This window comes from Bacillus benzoevorans (assembly GCF_014207535.1).
Classification (GTDB): Bacteria; Bacillota; Bacilli; order Bacillales; family Cytobacillaceae; genus Bacillus_BD; species Bacillus_BD benzoevorans.
In genome coordinates this window covers 93,411-110,005 of sequence record NZ_JACHGK010000002.1, presented here as the reverse complement: position 1 = coordinate 110,005, position 16,595 = coordinate 93,411, and the positions used below count along the sequence as shown (strand labels likewise).

18 protein-coding genes and 1 tRNA gene are annotated in these 16,595 nt (G+C 40.2%); 14 read left to right on the top strand and 5 right to left on the bottom strand.

Annotation, left to right across the window (positions count from 1 at the left end):
- Positions 1 to 31 precede the first annotated feature (31 nt).
- Together HNR53_RS03815 and HNR53_RS03810 are read left to right on the top strand one after the other, a co-directional pair.
- Entirely contained in the window at positions 32 to 1,174 is a 1,143-nt protein-coding gene (locus HNR53_RS03815) for a sensor histidine kinase (RefSeq protein WP_184522990.1), read from the top strand.
- A complete protein-coding gene (locus HNR53_RS03810; protein ID WP_184522988.1) occupies positions 1,171 to 1,770 on the top strand; it encodes a response regulator transcription factor in 600 nt (199 codons plus the stop codon). The genes HNR53_RS03815 and HNR53_RS03810 overlap by 4 nt, the downstream gene beginning before the upstream one ends.
- Before the next feature lie 95 nt (positions 1,771 to 1,865).
- Here the strand turns inward: HNR53_RS03810 and lexA are convergent, their stop codons facing one another.
- Entirely contained in the window at positions 1,866 to 2,483 is a 618-nt protein-coding gene (gene lexA / locus HNR53_RS03805; protein ID WP_184522986.1) for a transcriptional repressor LexA, read from the bottom strand.
- 161 nt (positions 2,484 to 2,644) lie between these two features.
- Between lexA and yneA the strand changes: the two genes are divergently transcribed.
- From yneA to tkt, 4 genes are all read left to right on the top strand, one after another.
- On the top strand, positions 2,645 to 2,965 hold the full coding sequence (gene yneA / locus HNR53_RS03800; protein ID WP_184522984.1) for a cell division suppressor protein YneA: 321 nt from the start codon (positions 2,645 to 2,647) through the stop codon (positions 2,963 to 2,965).
- Between the two features lie 11 nt (positions 2,966 to 2,976).
- On the top strand, positions 2,977 to 3,639 hold the full coding sequence (locus HNR53_RS03795; protein WP_184522982.1) for a YneB family resolvase-like protein: 663 nt from the start codon (positions 2,977 to 2,979) through the stop codon (positions 3,637 to 3,639).
- A 102-nt stretch (positions 3,640 to 3,741) separates the two neighbouring features.
- The gene (locus HNR53_RS03790) at positions 3,742 to 3,975 is read left to right on the top strand and encodes a DUF896 domain-containing protein (protein WP_184522980.1); all 234 of its coding nucleotides are present in this window, start codon (positions 3,742 to 3,744) and stop codon (positions 3,973 to 3,975) included.
- Between the two features lie 264 nt (positions 3,976 to 4,239).
- The gene (gene tkt / locus HNR53_RS03785; protein WP_184522978.1) at positions 4,240 to 6,240 is read left to right on the top strand and encodes a transketolase; all 2,001 of its coding nucleotides are present in this window, start codon (positions 4,240 to 4,242) and stop codon (positions 6,238 to 6,240) included.
- A gap of 107 nt (positions 6,241 to 6,347) precedes the next feature.
- On the opposite strand, the gene HNR53_RS03780 is transcribed toward tkt, so the two are convergent.
- On the bottom strand, positions 6,348 to 7,310 hold the full coding sequence (locus tag HNR53_RS03780; protein ID WP_184523688.1) for a bile acid:sodium symporter family protein: 963 nt from the start codon (positions 7,308 to 7,310) through the stop codon (positions 6,348 to 6,350).
- A gap of 214 nt (positions 7,311 to 7,524) precedes the next feature.
- Here HNR53_RS03780 and sirA point away from each other — a divergent pair, with 214 nt between their 5' ends.
- From sirA to HNR53_RS03745, 7 genes are all read left to right on the top strand, one after another.
- Entirely contained in the window at positions 7,525 to 7,968 is a 444-nt protein-coding gene (sirA, locus tag HNR53_RS03775; RefSeq protein WP_246439261.1) for a sporulation inhibitor of replication protein SirA, read from the top strand.
- 88 nt (positions 7,969 to 8,056) lie between these two features.
- Positions 8,057 to 8,272 (top strand): YneF family protein, encoded by a 216-nt coding sequence (locus tag HNR53_RS03770; RefSeq protein WP_184522973.1) that lies wholly within the window; start codon positions 8,057 to 8,059, stop codon positions 8,270 to 8,272.
- A 494-nt stretch (positions 8,273 to 8,766) separates the two neighbouring features.
- On the top strand, positions 8,767 to 10,533 hold the full coding sequence (locus tag HNR53_RS03765; protein ID WP_184522971.1) for an ABC transporter transmembrane domain-containing protein: 1,767 nt from the start codon (positions 8,767 to 8,769) through the stop codon (positions 10,531 to 10,533).
- Positions 10,517 to 12,292: an ABC transporter ATP-binding protein gene (locus HNR53_RS03760; RefSeq protein ID WP_184522969.1), complete on the top strand. Its 1,776-nt coding sequence runs from the start codon at positions 10,517 to 10,519 to the stop codon at positions 12,290 to 12,292. The genes HNR53_RS03765 and HNR53_RS03760 overlap by 17 nt, the downstream gene beginning before the upstream one ends.
- A 93-nt stretch (positions 12,293 to 12,385) precedes the next feature.
- Positions 12,386 to 13,093: a cytochrome c biogenesis CcdA family protein gene (locus HNR53_RS03755; protein WP_184522967.1), complete on the top strand. Its 708-nt coding sequence runs from the start codon at positions 12,386 to 12,388 to the stop codon at positions 13,091 to 13,093.
- A 55-nt stretch (positions 13,094 to 13,148) separates the two neighbouring features.
- Positions 13,149 to 13,508 (top strand): response regulator, encoded by a 360-nt coding sequence (locus HNR53_RS03750; protein ID WP_184522965.1) that lies wholly within the window; start codon positions 13,149 to 13,151, stop codon positions 13,506 to 13,508.
- A gap of 174 nt (positions 13,509 to 13,682) precedes the next feature.
- Positions 13,683 to 14,171, top strand: a complete 489-nt coding sequence (locus HNR53_RS03745) for a CcdC family protein (RefSeq protein WP_184522963.1) — start codon at positions 13,683 to 13,685, stop codon at positions 14,169 to 14,171.
- A gap of 74 nt (positions 14,172 to 14,245) precedes the next feature.
- Here the strand turns inward: HNR53_RS03745 and HNR53_RS03740 are convergent, their stop codons facing one another.
- Complete coding sequence (locus HNR53_RS03740; protein WP_184522961.1) at positions 14,246 to 14,671, bottom strand: DUF2621 domain-containing protein; 426 nt, start codon at positions 14,669 to 14,671, stop codon at positions 14,246 to 14,248.
- Positions 14,672 to 14,945: 274 nt separating this feature from the next.
- Between HNR53_RS03740 and HNR53_RS03735 the strand changes: the two genes are divergently transcribed.
- Positions 14,946 to 15,042: transfer RNA gene (locus HNR53_RS03735), tRNA-Sec, on the top strand.
- A 130-nt stretch (positions 15,043 to 15,172) separates the two neighbouring features.
- Here the strand turns inward: HNR53_RS03735 and dapB are convergent.
- Both dapB and HNR53_RS03725 read right to left on the bottom strand, forming a co-directional pair.
- Positions 15,173 to 15,937: a 4-hydroxy-tetrahydrodipicolinate reductase gene (gene dapB / locus HNR53_RS03730; RefSeq protein WP_184522959.1), complete on the bottom strand. Its 765-nt coding sequence runs from the start codon at positions 15,935 to 15,937 to the stop codon at positions 15,173 to 15,175.
- A gap of 228 nt (positions 15,938 to 16,165) precedes the next feature.
- Positions 16,166 to 16,507, bottom strand: a complete 342-nt coding sequence (locus HNR53_RS03725) for a cupin domain-containing protein (protein WP_184522957.1) — start codon at positions 16,505 to 16,507, stop codon at positions 16,166 to 16,168.
- Positions 16,508 to 16,595: the final 88 nt, after the last annotated feature.

The window sequence follows — 16,595 nt, the reverse complement described above, 5'->3', positions numbered from 1 at the left end:
GTTAATTAATCAGGAAAAATGAGGTTTATGAATGAAAAAGAAATTTCCTTTTTTATATAGCAGTTCAGGGGTTTCACCTTATATCTGGACGTTATTTAGTATTCTTCCATTCTATTTTATTTATCAGTGGTCAACGACAACTGAAGTCATCGTTGGCATATTATTAACGCTATTTTTCTTTATTACGTACCGCATGGCCTTCATATCAAAGAACTGGCTAAAATATGTGTTGACTGCATTCCTCATTATTACTTCTATTGCCATGATCAGTTACTTAGGATATGTCTACTTTGCCTTTTTTGTCGCTTATTTAATTGGGGGTATAAGCAACCGGATTGCCTTTTTTACTTTTTATATCATCCATTTAATCTTTTCAACGGTGGCGATTAATGTCAATTTTGTCATGCAGGATCCGCTCTTTCTTAAGCAATTTCCATTTATTATTATCATCTGGATCAGTATTATTTTGCTTCCATTCAACATCTATAACCGTAAAAAAAGGGAACAACTTGAGGAACAGCTTGCTTTTGCCAACAAAAGAATTTCGGATTTAATTGTTCAGGAAGAACGCCAGCGGATTGCCCGTGATCTCCATGATACTTTAGGACAGAAGCTTTCATTAATCGGTTTGAAGAGTGATTTGGCGAGGAAACTTCTTGATAAAAATCCTGAGCAGGCACGTTCGGAATTAAAGGATATCCAACATACGGCAAGAACGGCATTGAATGAAGTCCGTAAGATGGTTTCACACATGCGCGGACATCGCTTAAAAGATGAAATCATCGAGGTAAAGGAACTGCTGACAGCAGCGCAAATTGAAATGGTGGTCGAGCAGGATACGCCGCTGACAAATGTTTCATTGTTTCTCGAAAATATTTTAAGTATGTGTTTAAAAGAGACGATAACTAATATAGTGAAACATAGCCAGGCATCAAAGTGTGTCATTTCGATCAGGCAATCGAATGATGAAATTACGATCATGATACATGATAATGGAATTGGGTTTGCGCGAAGTGATATCTTTGATAAAGGAAATGGATTGATTGGAATCAAAGAGCGGCTTGAATTTGTCAATGGCAATCTTGAGATTCTCACTGAAGCTGGGGCAAAGGTTGTCATTAAGGTACCGAATGTGGTAAAACAAGCGCTGGAGAAGGAAGGGAAAACTCGATGATTCGAATTGTCATTGCTGAAGACCAGCAAATGATGCTGGGGGCATTAGGGTCACTGCTCAATTTAGAAGAAGATATGGAAGTAGTAGGAATGGCGAATAACGGGGAAAAAGTGATTTCCCTCGTCCACGAGCTTCAGCCGGATGTCTGCATTATGGATATTGAAATGCCATTAAAAAGCGGTCTTGATGCAGCGGAGGAATTAAAAGGGCAGGAATGCAAGGTTATCATTTTAACAACGTTTGCCCGCACCGGATATTTTCAGCGGGCTGTAAAAGCAGGTGTGAGCGGTTATTTATTAAAAGACAGCCCGAGTGAAGAGTTAGCAAAAACCATTCGCAGCGTCATCTCAGGCAGCAGAGTCTATGCACCTGAGTTGATGGATGATTTATACAGTGAAGAAAATCCCCTGACAGACAGGGAAAAAGAAGTTTTGGAATTGGTGGCAGACGGAAAAAATACCAAGGAAATCGCAGATGAACTCCGGCTGAAAGCAGGCACAGTCCGAAATTATATTTCTACGATTCTGGATAAACTCGAAGTAAAAAACCGGATAGAGGCCATAGCGAGATCAAAGGAAAAAGGCTGGTTTAAATAATTGAAGAAAAAACCACAGATTGACGGAAGAATTTGTCCTTGTTTTGTTTAAGGCAAATTCTTCCGTTTTTTGTTTTGTATGGATGATCTAATTCCTTAATGAATCTGCCGGTAAACACCAACGACTTTGCCCAGAATCGTGACATTTTTTAGAATGATAGGGTCCAGCATGGAATTCTCCGGCTGCAGACGGAAATAGTCCGTTTCTTTAAAGAAACGTTTTACGGTTGCCTCATCCTCTTCGGTCATAGCTACGACAATTTCCCCATTATTGGCCGTGTTTTGCTGGCGGACGATCACATAGTCACCATCTAAGATCCCAGCTTCAATCATACTGTCACCCATTACTTCAAGCATAAATAATTGTTCATCAGCAGGCGCCAAACGCTCAGGCAATGGAAAATATTCCTCTACATTTTCGATTGCTGTAATCGGCTGTCCGGCTGTTACCTTTCCAACAATCGGTACATTGACAACAGGGGCATTTGGGATTTGTGAGTCCTGATCTAATATTTCAATGGCTCTTGGTTTAGTAGGGTCTCTTCTAATTAGTCCCTTCCCTTCAAGACGGGCTAAGTGGCCGTGCACAGTAGAACTTGATGCAAGACCTACCGCTTCACCGATTTCCCGTACGGATGGCGGATATCCTTTTAATTTTACTTCGCTTTTAATAAAGTCTAGAATATCTTGCTGTCTTTTTGATAGTTTAACCATTTTAAAGCACCTCGATTCTTATTCATTATTATTAGTTTCATTATAGCATGAAAACATATCTTCTACAAACATTAGTTCGAAAATGTGTTGACACAAAACAAATGTTCGAAGTATAATGAAAACAATTAAACGAACGTATATTCTTGAAGGCGGGTGCGGTCATGAAAAAGTTATGGAGCAGATATTCATATGTTATGATTTTAGTAGGATTAAGTTTAGCGGGAATCATTATTTTTTCGTTTGTCTTCCCAACCTCTACAGAGGATTATTTGAAAATCACCGTTTCAGACGGTGATACTTTATGGAATCTGTCGGAAGAATACGCAGGATATCATCGCTTATCCAATCCAGACTTTATTGCTTGGGTTGAACAATATAACGGCATTTCTGGAGAACGAATTTATGCTGGACAGGAAATCATGATCCCTGTGAAAGATTCTGCTGTTGAAATTGATGAAATCAGCAATTTGGCTAGTAATTGAAGGTGTGAGGAATGAAAGCTGTTATTTATTGCCGGGTCAGTACGAATAAAGAAACACAAGAATCCTCTCTAAAACGGCAAGAGGAAGAACTGCTGGAGCTGGCAGATAGGAATCATTTAACCGTAGAAAAGGTTATAAAAGAACAAGCAAGCGGATATGAATTGGAACGGGATGGCATACTAGAACTCTTAAGTCTTATTCGTGACAAGGAAATCAATGCTGTCTTAATTCAGGATGAAACAAGGTTAGGGAGAGGAAATGCAAAAATTGCCCTGCTCCACTGTATTTTAAAAGAGGGAGTAAAGCTTTACAGCATTTCGCATAATGGTGAACTGCAGCTTTCTGAATCGGACTCGATGGTGCTGCAAATAGTCGGGATGGTCGAGGAATACCAAAGAAAGCTTCATAATGTAAAAATCAAACGGGGGATGAAAAGAGCTGTCGACCAAGGCTATAAACCACAAAAAAATCTAAAAAATAAAGGAAAAAATGCCGGGCGTGATCGGATCGAGGCACCGATAGAAGAAATTGTCCGCCTGCGCCGGAATCAGTTGACTTTCGCTGAAATCGCTGCAACACTAAGAGGCTTTGGTTATTCGATTTCTAAGGCGACCGTACATAGAAGATACCAGGAGTATACCGAAGAAATGGAATTGGAACAAAATAAAAAATAAAATAACTTGCTTTTTGAGAAATGTCATGTAACCTAATTAATAGAATTATGGATGGCTGCTGCCATTCCATGTGTGAAAATAATGATTCGAATGGAGGATTACATGCTTTCAAAAGAAAAATTAGCAAGAATTAATGAATTGGCAAGAAAGGCGAAGCAAACAGGATTAACTGAACTTGAGGCAAAGGAACAGTCGAAGCTGCGTGCTGAATATTTACAAACATTCAGATCATCCATGCTCAATACGTTAAAATCTGTCACGGTGATCGATCCGGAAGGGAATGATGTGACCCCGGAAAAATTAAAGAAATTACAAGAAAAAAACCGCCTGCACTAAGGAGTAGAGAGAGTGAGCTATGATTGTTTTTCATTTAAACAGTCAGAGTTTACTCTCGATTTTTATAAGTGGGGTGAAATGGAAAAATTTCCATTTGTCGAATATACAGGTAAATCGTGGCGAAATTTATCTTTTTTACCTATTTTTTTGTAGAATTTGTTGTATAAAAAACACTCTCCCTATAATATTAATAGAGTAATGAATCCTGAATATGAAATGTATATGTATGATGGTTCAAGTCAAAAAGGAAAGGAATGTTTATAAATGTTTGATCAAGTTGATTCTTTAGCAATTGCGTCGATTCGGACACTATCCATCGATGCGATTGAAAAAGCAAATTCCGGTCATCCTGGTATGCCGATGGGATCTGCACCAATGGCTTATACACTATGGAGCCGTTTCATGAATCATAATCCAAAAAATCCACAGTGGTTTAATCGGGACCGTTTTGTGCTGTCTGCAGGTCACGGTTCAATGCTATTGTACAGCCTGCTGCACTTGTCAGGTTATGATCTCAGCATGGAGGATCTGAAGCAATTCCGCCAATGGGGGAGCAAGACTCCAGGACATCCTGAATTTGGCCATACAGCGGGTATTGATGCTACATCCGGTCCGCTTGGACAAGGAATTGCGATGGGTGTTGGGATGGCAATGGCAGAACGCCATTTAGCGGCTGCGTATAATAAAGATAATTATCCTGTTGTCGATCATTTTACATACAGCATTTGTGGTGACGGGGATTTAATGGAAGGTGTTTCTGCTGAATCAGCTTCATTAGCCGGTCATTTAAAACTCGGAAAATTGGTTGTTTTATATGATTCCAATGACATTTCTCTTGATGGAGATTTACATCAGTCATTCTCAGAAAGTGTAGAAAACCGTTTTAAAGCATATGGCTGGCAATATATAAGAGTGGAAGACGGCAATGACTTAGAAACCATCGCCAAAGCGATTGAAGAGGCCAAACAAGATGAATCAAGACCAACCTTGATCGAAGTAAGAACAGTTATTGGCTACGGTTCACCAAATAAATCAGGTAAAGCCGCTTCACACGGTGCTCCGCTTGGCAGTGATGAAGTAAAACTGACGAAAGAAGCCTATAACTGGACATTCGAAGAAGATTTCCATGTTCCAAATGAAGTATATGATCGTTTCAAATCTCTTATCGTGGAACAAGGTGAGAAAAAAGAAAAAGAATGGGTTGAGCTCCTTAACCAATATAAAAACGAGTACCCTGAATTAGGACAAGAACTTCAAACAGCGATTAATGGAGAACTTCCTCAGGGCTGGAGCAAAGACCTTCCGGTATATGAAGAAGGCAAAAGCCTTGCCAGCCGTGCATCTTCAGGGGAAGCCATTAATGGCATTGCGAAGAATTTGCCTTCTTTATTCGGCGGTTCTGCTGACCTTGCCGGCTCAAATAAAACGACTATTAAAGGAAGTGCTGACTTCCTGCCAGGTTCTTATGAAGGTCGTAATATTTGGTTTGGTGTGCGCGAATTTGCAATGGGTGCAGCATTAAATGGTATGGCTCTGCATGGGGGATTAAAAGTATTCGGCGGTACATTCTTCGTATTCTCCGATTATCTGCGCCCTGCTATTCGTATGGCCGCATTAATGCAGCTTCCTGTTACGTATGTATTTACTCATGACAGTATCGCGGTAGGAGAAGATGGACCGACACATGAACCAATTGAACAATTGGCGGCATTACGGGCGATGCCAAATCTATCCGTTCTTCGCCCTGCTGACGGCAATGAAACAGCAGCTGCTTGGAAGCTTGCGATTGAATCCACAAATACGCCAACAGCACTTGTATTAACAAGACAAGATCTGCCGACTATTACTACAAGTGCACAAAATGCCTATGATGGTGTATCCAAGGGAGCTTATGTGATTTCACCTGCAAAGAAAGAAAATGCAGATGTGCTGTTAATAGCATCAGGTTCCGAAGTAAATCTAGCCATTGAAGCGCAAGGAGCGTTAGAGAAGGACGGAATTTCCGCCTCAGTTATCAGCATGCCTTCATGGGATCGTTTCGAAAAGCAGACGAAAGAGTACAAGGAATCTGTTCTTCCTAAATCTGTAAAGAAACGTCTGGCAATTGAAATGGGTTCTTCTTTCGGATGGCACCGTTATGCTGGTGATGAAGGGGATGTACTTGCCATTGATCAATTTGGTGCATCTGCTCCAGGTGAGAAAGTGATCGAAGAATACGGCTTTACCGTTGAAAATGTTACAACCCGTGTTAAAGCCTTATTCTAAAATATTGGTTAATAACATGAAAAGTAAGAAAGGATCTATGTTCTCGATTGAACATAGATCCTTTTTGCCATTCAAGGAATAAGTACACTTCAATTTCTACCATCGGCTTACGCTGAACGTATTTCGACTTCATGCCTCTGAAAATGTTTTTCCAAAAAAGTTCCTACGAAAGATGAAATAATTTGCTGGAACAGCATCCCCACGACCACAGGAAGAACGACGGCAGGCGGGAAGAAGGAAACCGCCAAAACGGCTCCTGCACTTATATTTCGCATTCCGGCAGTATAAGTGACCGTTACAATGCTCTCGTTGTCTTTTGTTAACAGCCTCGCGGCCAAAAACGACATGAAAAAACCACAGATTGAAATAAATAAGACGGTTAGGGCAATCAAGAGCAATTTAAAGGTAATTTCCTTAAAATAAGGGGCAATGACGGCGCCGTTCAAGGCGACCACACAGCCAAGAAAAACTTTTGAAATCGGCATTAGGCGTGGTTTCCAACTCGTGCTTACTTTTCCTTTTGTCAGCTGATTCAACACCATGGCTGCGATGGAAGGAAGGACGATCATATAGAAAAGACCTGACATCATGCCGAGGGCGTCCAACTCCACTTTCTGACCTACCAAAATGGATAAACTGTACGGCACAATAAAAGGAGAAAGCAGTGAATCGATCAGGATGATGGCCAGTGTTAACGCAGTATTTCCTTTATGAATCGATACCCAAATAAAACTGGTGATCCCTGTAGGAATAACCATCCCCAAAATTAGACCTGTTATCGTGTAAGAATCCCCATTAAACACGAGATGGCCGATTCCCCAGGCATATAAAGGCATCACTATCTGAAGAAGTCCTAATGTAAGGAAAACCGGAAAAGGATGGAGGAGGGCGTTTTTTACCGAGCGGAAATTTAAACTAAGGCTGCCTTCAAAGGTCATGAAGGCAAACAGCCATGGGACTAAAAAGGTAAAATCCTGTAAGTAAGCGGATAAGAGAATTCCTAAAATCACACCAGTGGGTGTAATAAAAGGCATCATTTTCGTCAATTTTTTGTTTATTTTCTCAAGCATCACTCATTCTCCCCCTCATCATACAATTCTAATTATATCTCGATAAACATAAATGTATAATGGTGATTTCATACAATTTTAAGGGGAAATTCAAAAGTAAATAGGAAAAAATGATGATTTCGACAAAATTAGGCTCGTTTTTTAACACTAACAGACAAGGAAAAATGGAATATTTTTATATAATAGAAAAAAGAGTTGAAAAAAATGGAGGAGAATGCACTTGAGAATCTATCAGATACATTTAATTGTCGATGAGTTTGCCTCCCATTTCTTCGGTAGAGAACGGGTGATTTTTCATTTATTTAAAGAATTTGAAGAATCCTTTGGAGAATTTAAACAAACACTAGAAAAGCAAATTCGTTTTATTACGAAGCCGATTCAAAAATTAAAAATTAATCATGATTTGGTACATTCCTTACAAAATAATCAGTATTTTTATAAAAATGACGGTGTGTTTTATTTAGACATGAACCAGCAAAGTTTTGCCCAGCTCGAAATTCAGGAACGGTCATTAGTCATGACATCTTGGGGGAATTATGAAGCGGAAACAGTATTCTTTGAGATATTACGGAAAATGGAGTCAACTTTTCTTGCTATTGACCGCCAGCGTCAGCGCTGTGCCTGGCTTAAGCCAATTAAGGAAAGAAAATTTGTCTAGAACTGTATGAAATCACAAAGAGAATATTGTATAATATCCTTTGGTTTAGTACACTGTATGGTAGACAACATGAAGGAGGAAGTGTTTTATGGGTATGTACATTCTAGTTGGTGCATTGTGCTTATTAGCCGGTGTAGCACTAGGATTTTTCATCGCTCGAAAGTATATGATGAGCTATTTGAAGAAAAATCCACCTATTAATGAACAAATGTTAAAAATGATGATGATGCAAATGGGAATGAAACCATCACAGAAGAAAATCAATCAAATGATGAATGCGATGAATAAACAGCAAGGAAAATAATACCCGCTTCTTTTAGGGTGTCCAAGCTTTATGAAAAAAAATGCAGATGAGATTTAACAAATTGTTAGGCATAGATTAGTTCTCGCTCATATTTAATAAAGTTGGTACAGCTTCCGCATAATCGAAACACGACCACTTTTTCTGCGAAAATCATAGCAGAAGGAGTGGTTTTTGTATTATGATACAAGCTTCTTACTAGACGGCTCATAATAAAAAGGAAAAATATACATGAAACAATCATTCTTTCAGAAATTCAATTAATAGACAATTTACAATAGAAGTGATATATTTCTTTTAGCAGAAAAATGGCTGATAGACCTGAAACCTTCATACGCAATCATACTACTAAAAATTAATATGAGGCAGCCGTCATTAGAATTGCAGTCTATGCAAAAATAATAAAGAAGACAAGCACTCGTTGTAGAGTGCTTTTTATTTGGTACAGAGGGAACCAGAATCTGATGGGTTTCTTATGTATTCATGGGAGTGGTGGAATGAAAGTATTTATTGATTTAAAGTGGTTCTTTAAACAGGAAAAAAGACCATATATTTTAGGGATAAGCTTATTAATTGTTGTGGCTATGCTTGAGCTGGTGGCGCCGAAAGTAATCGGGATTGTTGTCGATGAAATCAAAAATGGGACCTTATCGCCGAGCATGCTTTTCAAGTGGATGCTGGTGCTGGCTCTCACAGTGCTCACGATGTACGTGGCACGTTATTACTGGAGGCTGATGATCTTCGGTTCGGCCTATAAGCTGGCAAGACAGCTGCGGGATATGCTTTACTCGCATTTTACGAAAATGTCGCAGACCTTTTATCAAAAGAAAAGAGTAGGGGACTTAATGGCTCATGCGACAAATGATCTTCAGGCCATCCAGCAGACGGCCGGGGCTGGTGTGTTAACGATGGTTGATTCCTTGACGATTGGTATTGCAGTGATTGTCGTTATGGCAGCAACTATCAGCTGGAAATTGACGATTATCTGTCTGATTCCGATGCCGTTAATGGCGATTATGACCAACTGGTACGGCGGCATGCTTCATAAACGCTTCTATAAAGCACAGGAAGCTTTTTCGTCACTGAATGATAAAACGCAGGAGAGTATTACAGGGATAAAAGTGATTAAAACCTTTGGTCAGGAAAAAGAAGATATCGACGAATTTTATCAGCAATCTGCAGATGTCGTGAAAAAAAATCTCGCGGTGGCTCGAGTGGATGCCTTATATGATCCGACGGTTGCGGTGATCGTTGGGGTCAGCTTCTTCTTATCCATTGCCTTTGGGGCAAAATTTGTGCTCGACGGTGCCATTACGATTGGGGAACTGATTTCCTTTAATGCGTATTTAGGTCTCTTAGTCTGGCCGATGCTGGCGTTTGGCTGGCTGTTTAATATCGTAGAACGGGGAAGGGCATCGTACGACCGGGTACGCTCCATTCTGGACGAACCGGTGGATGTAGAGGATGGACCAGGAGCCATTGATGAAGTTCCAAGCGGTGAGATCGCCTTTCATATAGAGAAATTTTCGTATCCGGGTGGGTACCGTCCTGTGTTAAACCAAATTGAATTTCGCCTGAAAAGAGGAGAAACTCTAGGAATTGTTGGGAAAACGGGTGCAGGGAAAACGACTTTATTAAAACTTCTAATTCGTGAAATCGAGGGCTTTGACGGGGAGATTTCATTCGGGGGCAGGCAGCTGCATGAATATAAGCTTGAAAGACTTAGAGAAGCGATTGGCTATGTGCCGCAGGAGCATTTTCTCTTCTCCTCTTCTGTTGCCGATAATATATCATTCGCCAAACCGGAAGCATCAATGGAAGAGATTCAATACGCGGCCCGTTTAGCGAAGATGGATCAGGATATTCTCCAATTCACCGATGGCTATGATACGATTGTCGGTGAGCGGGGTGTCTCCTTGTCAGGAGGACAGAAGCAGCGGATTTCCATTGCCAGAGCCTTGTTAATGGAACCGGAGGTCTTAATTCTTGATGATTCCTTGTCTGCTGTTGATGCAAAGACAGAAGAGGGGATCCTGTCAGCATTAAGAGAAACCCGTGCCGGGAAAACAACGATAATTACAGCCCATCGTTTAAGCGCTATCCAGCATGCGGACCTCATTCTTGTTCTCGATGAAGGGGAAATTGCACAAATGGGAACGCATTATGAATTAATGAATGAGGATGGCTGGTATAAAGAGATGTATCTCCATCAACAGTTAGAAGAATTAGTAGAAAAAGGGGGAGCTTATGGGCAGAACAACTGACTTTAATAAGCAGGAACAACGCAGCATTTTCTTTCGTCTCCTATCCTATACGACCCCTTATTACAAAAAGATTATTTTTGCCTTTATCCTGCTGGCACTGGCCACATTGGGGGAAGTTACAGGACCGATTTTAATTGGAATGTTTATTGATGATTATTTAACTCCGAAAAACCTGGCTTATGGACCATTGCTGCTCTTAGGGGGAGGCTATTTAGCCATACAGGTTGCAAAATCGCTGATCACCTATTTTCAGCAATATAAATTCCAAGAAATTGCCTTAAAAATTATCCAGCAAATTCGCGTGGATGTTTTTACAAAGGTGCAAGAATTAGGTTTAAAATATTTTGATAAGACGCCTGCCGGCAGCATTGTCTCGAGAGTAACCAATGATACGGAAGCAATTAAGGACCTCTTTGTGACAGTCATTTCCAGCTTTATCCAAAGTGGTTTCCTGATGGCCGGTATTTTTATCGCGATGTTTTCGCTGAATGTGAAACTGGCCGCATTCTGTATATTCATGCTGCCGATTATCCTGATGGTCATGAAAACGTACCGGAAATATAGTGCACGTTTTTATGCCGATATGCGGGAAAGATTAAGCCAGCTGAATGCAAAAATCAATGAATCTTTGCAGGGAATGGCGATGATTCAAATGTTTCGCCAGCAGAAAAGACTGGAAAGAGAGTTTTCAGAAATTAATACAAAGCATTTTGAAGCAGGAAGAAGAAATATTAAACTCGACAGCCTGCTTTTGCGGCCGGCGATGGATATCGTTTATTTCAGCGCTTTAATTCTGGCGCTGAGTTATTTTGGCATCACCTCTTTTAACAGTCCGGTTGAGATTGGGGTCGTTTATGCCTTTACTACGTATTTAAACCGTTTCTTTAGACCGGTAAATGAAATGATGAAACAGCTTTCTATGTACCAGCAAGCCATTATTGCGGCTGGCAGGGTATTCCGGCTGCTTGATGAGACTGAATTGGCTCCGAAACAAAAGGTCAGCGACGGAAGAGAAATCGAGAATGGAGAAATCGAATTTTGCAACGTTAGTTTCTCCTATGATGGAAAAAAAGACGTACTGAAAAATATTTCGTTCACAGCAAGACCGGGTGAAACGGTAGCTCTTGTCGGTCATACGGGCAGCGGAAAGAGTTCGATTATAAATTTATTGATGCGGTTTTATGAATTTGAACGCGGCGATGTTCTGATTGACGGGGTATCGATAAAGGAATATTCTCGGGAAGAATTACGGAATAAAATGGGTCTCGTTCTTCAGGATCCGTTCCTCTTTTATGGTACGGTGAGGGATAATATTCGTCTGCATAATGAGAAGATGTCAGATGAAAAAGTACGAGCTGCAGCAGAATTTGTCCAGGCGCATTCCTTTATTGAAAAGCTTGAGGATGGCTATGAACATCGCGTCGTGGAACGCGGTGCAACTTTCTCAAGCGGGCAGCGACAGCTGGTTGCTTTTGCCAGAACAATCGCAACCGATCCGAAAATCCTCGTTCTCGATGAAGCGACCGCGAATATTGATACAGAAACAGAAGAAGAGATTCAGGCGGCACTTGCGAAAATGCGGAAAGGGAGAACAACGATCGCCATTGCCCACAGGCTGTCAACGATTCAGGATGCGAACTTAATTCTTGTGCTCCATCAAGGAAGCATCGTGGAAAGAGGAACACACCAAGAGCTGCTAACGCAAAAGGGACTATATTATCAAATGTTCCAGCTGCAAAATGGTCTCGTCGTTTCGTAATGTTTGTCACAAAATGTTCACGTACACTTAGTTATCTTTTTATGTCTTGTTTTGATAAAATGGATAAAGTATGAACAGAGTGGAGAGGATAAGATGTCAGATTTAAACATTTTCATGGCTTTCGGGGCGGGCTTTCTGAGTTTTATCTCACCTTGCTGTCTCCCGCTTTATCCAGCTTTTCTTTCCTATATAACAGGGATGAGTGTAGGAGAATTGAAAAGTGATAATGGAATGTTGCAGAAACGGAGTTTATTACATACACTCTTTTTCTTACTAGGTTTTTCAGCGATTTTTGTTGCTATTGGATTTGGAACGAGTTTTGTCGGTTCCTTTTTCGCCAATTACCAGGATTTGATTCGCCAAATCGGAGCGATTTTCATTATCTTATTTGGCTTAGTCATTGTTGGTGTATTCAATCCGGAGTTCATGATGAAGGAGCGCCGCTTCGAGTTTAAAAACAGACCTTCCGGTTATGTTGGTTCCATTTTAATTGGGATGGCATTTGCTGCAGGATGGACACCTTGTACAGGACCCATTCTCATGTCTGTTATCCTCCTTGCGGGGACGAATCCTGATTCGGCTATGCTTTATATGATGGCTTATGTATTAGGATTTGCGATTCCATTCTTTATCCTTTCATTCTTTATTGGAAAAATGAATTGGATTCGAAAGCATAATGTAAAAATAGTTAAAATTGGCGGATGGCTGATGATTATAATGGGAATCTTCCTTTTCTTCGATTGGATGTCAGAGATTATTTCTTTTTTAACATACCTATTTGGCGGATTTAAAGGATTTTAACCATTTACTGATAGAAGGCATTTTGATGTTGCGTGTAATTTAGGAGGAGGCCATTATGGCTAGAATTTTACTTGTTGACGATGCGAAATTTATGAGAGCTACCCTGACAAATATGTTAACAAAAGCAGGCCATGATATTGTTGGAGAGGGAATGAACGGTATTGAAGCCGTTGAAATGTACCATAGGTTGAAGCCCGATTTGGCGATCATGGATATTACCATGCCGCAAATGAATGGTATTGATGCGGTGAAAGCGATACGCAGTGAATTTCCCCAGGCTAAAATCATCATGTGCTCAGCGATGGGGCAGCAAAGAATGATTGTTGAAGCAATTAAATCAGGTGCCAAGGATTTTATTGTCAAACCTTTCGTTGAATCTGCAGTATTGGATGCGATTAACCGTATCTTATCTTAGTCTTTTCTCTGAAGAAGTTTGTGCTTGCTTTTTATGAGCCAGTATTGTTTCGGATAAAGAGCAATTTGTCAAAGGATTTAAATTTTTTTCTATGGGAATGAAAACATTTCTCCATTTTATCTATATGCGTTATAATAATAGTGCATTTATTAGAAATGAAGGGGAATGAAACGTATGAATATGGTGGTCGCATCATCGATTGGGGCCATTTTTATGGCCGTGTTTGCTATGTTTATCCGAATGAAGGCAGCTAAAAAGCCTGCTTCTGTCAAGAAAATATTATTACCGCCTCTCTTTATGAGTTCAGGCGCATTGATGTACCTAGTTCCTGATTTTCGTCTAACCGCAAGTGAAATTGTGGAAGCGATGATTGTGGGAATGCTTTTCTCTATCCTCCTGATTAAAACGTCTAAGTTTGAAATAAAGGATCAAAATATTTATTTAAAACGGTCGCGAGCGTTCGTGTTTATTTTAGTCGGTCTGCTTGTCATCCGCATTGTCATGAAGCTGGTATTAAGTTCAACGATTGATTATGGTGAATTAAGCGGGATGTTTTTCTTATTAGCTTTCAGTATGATCGTACCATGGCGGATTGCGATGTACCGCAATTATCAGAAATTATATCATGAGCTTCGGGGAATGATTGGACCCACCTCGATATAAGGGTTTTTGCAAATATCATGAAAAACGGCTGTCTCCATGTCAGGGGACAGCCGTTTCGATATCGCTAGAATTCATCAAAAGAGATGTTCATACGGTCCGGTTTCGATTTGTCTTTCCGCTAATTTCTTCCGTAAAAATTTATGATCTCGTTTCGGTGTTGCCATGATATAGCCGCGGATAACTAAATCCTGGTTGATTTTCTCCGCCTCTTCCTTCAGAGCCAGCTCGCCAATTTTACCGGCTATCTTATGCTTGGCCACATCGCGGAACAATTCAGGAACCGGGGAGACTAAATCGGCAAGCAAATTTTTTTCATCCGGCTGCCAGAGATGAATCGTCTCGTTGACATAGTGTTCTTCCCAATCCATATCCGACTTCCCGTCCTCTTTCGGCAGCTTTTTCAAAAATTTGCGGAACATAAAAAATCCTCCGATGGCAAACGAACCCATCAGTACAAACACCCAAAAGAAAATAAACCACATAAACCAGCCTTCAAGCATATCCTTCACCTACAATAATTATTCTAAATTAATTATATGATTTTTCTTATTTTGAAACAAGGGGAAAGGCAGGGAGTAGAAAAAGGAGGCTGTGTTATTGCTGAAAAATACTCTCTTGATATATTGTTGAAGAGAAGCTATTATATAGAAGAAACGCTGATATGGATAAGAAAGGACAGCGTGATGTTATGGTTTAATCCGAAAAAAATCTTTATTATAACATCATAGTACTTGCTTTATATTTATTTTGCTAGTATAATAATATTTGTCTTACGGGGTCGAATGGGGTACTGGTGTCCCCCGCGGTCTTCAAAACCGTTTGTGACCTGCGTGCCAGGTTAGCTGGGTTCGATTCCCAGGCGGTCCCGCCAATTACATACGCTATTTTGAGAGCTGCTCTAATTCTGGGCAGCTCTTTTGCATGTTTGGCTGGGAAAGGGGGACAGTTTCGTGTCCCCCTTTTTTTGGAAACTGGGACAACTGACCTGTCCCTTTGTCCCTTTAGAATGAGATTAAATCTTTCATATTATATAATCCCGGTTCTTTTCCTTTTAAGAAGAGGCTTGCGTTAACGGCCCCAACAGCAAATACTTCTTTCGAAGCGGCATGATGGGAAAGCGTAAGGATTTCATCCCGGCCCGCAAAAATAATATCATGGTCGCCAACGATCGTGCCCCCGCGAATCGCATGAAGCCCGATTTCTTTCTTCGTTCTTTTTTCACGAACGCTGTGTCGGTCGTATGTATAAGTATATTGATGATCTAATTCCTCGTTTATTTCATCTGCAAGCATAAGGGCAGTGCCTGATGGTGCATCGATCTTTTGATTATGGTGTTTTTCGACGATTTCAATATCAAACTGATCACCTAAAATAGCCACCGCTTTTTTTGCTAGTTCTGCAAGTAAATTTACCCCAAGAGACATATTGGCCGTGAAGAAAAGGGGGATTTCTTTTGCTGCTTGATGGATTTTTTCAACTTCTTCTTGGCTGTATCCAGTTGTCGCAATCACGAGTGCCACTCTGTTGGTGAGACAATAATCAAGTAATTCATCCAGAACGGAGGGGTGAGAAAAATCAATAATCACATCCGGTTCTATGGATAGAGAAGAGAGTAGATTTGGAGTCGCAACAACCGGAAAATCCGCTGTGTCCTCTGTATACTTGTCAATTCCTGCCACCACTTTACAGTTATCTCTGGTAGAAATGATATTATGAATCACCTTTCCCATTTTACCTGAGCTGCCACAAATTACGATATTCGTCAAAATCATTCATTCCTTTCATTGGTAGATAGTTTATTTTACCAATAATGTTCTTTTGCCAACAACTAATTATAACAAAATACTGCTGATCCGGAAAAATTCAACACGAATGACAGTGTGCAGCCGCTCGAATGACAAACTTATCGAGAGATTTCCCATAATGAAATAAAAAACTTGCCGCAAATAGCAAGTTTTTTATATTCGTTTCAGCACAGCCCCTGTCTAGAAATGCTAGATATTTTGCGCATATCTCTCATCGGGAATTTTATTTAACAGGACATATAAACTTGTATTTTCCTGTCCGTCGTTTAGAAAGGCCATTTCCTCTTCTGCCGTACATAAAACGACATCATTTTTTTGAACTTTTATTTCCTTCTTGTCAATGGTAAAGGTACCGCTGCCTGCAACAACTAAAAGATAGACATTAGCTCCTGGATGTTTATGTGCCGGCAATGCCTGCTGCGGAGCAAAATTCAGAACAAATACGGCACTGTCACCTTCCTTGAAAATGACACGTTTTGTAAATTTTTCCTCACTGTACTCTATAAATTTTTGCAGATTCGTTTGTTCCATAATGAAAATTCCTCCTTTAGGTTAGCTGCTAATTTCCATATATATATATTAGTTTTTACAAAAACAAATAAGAAATTCCTGTCCTATT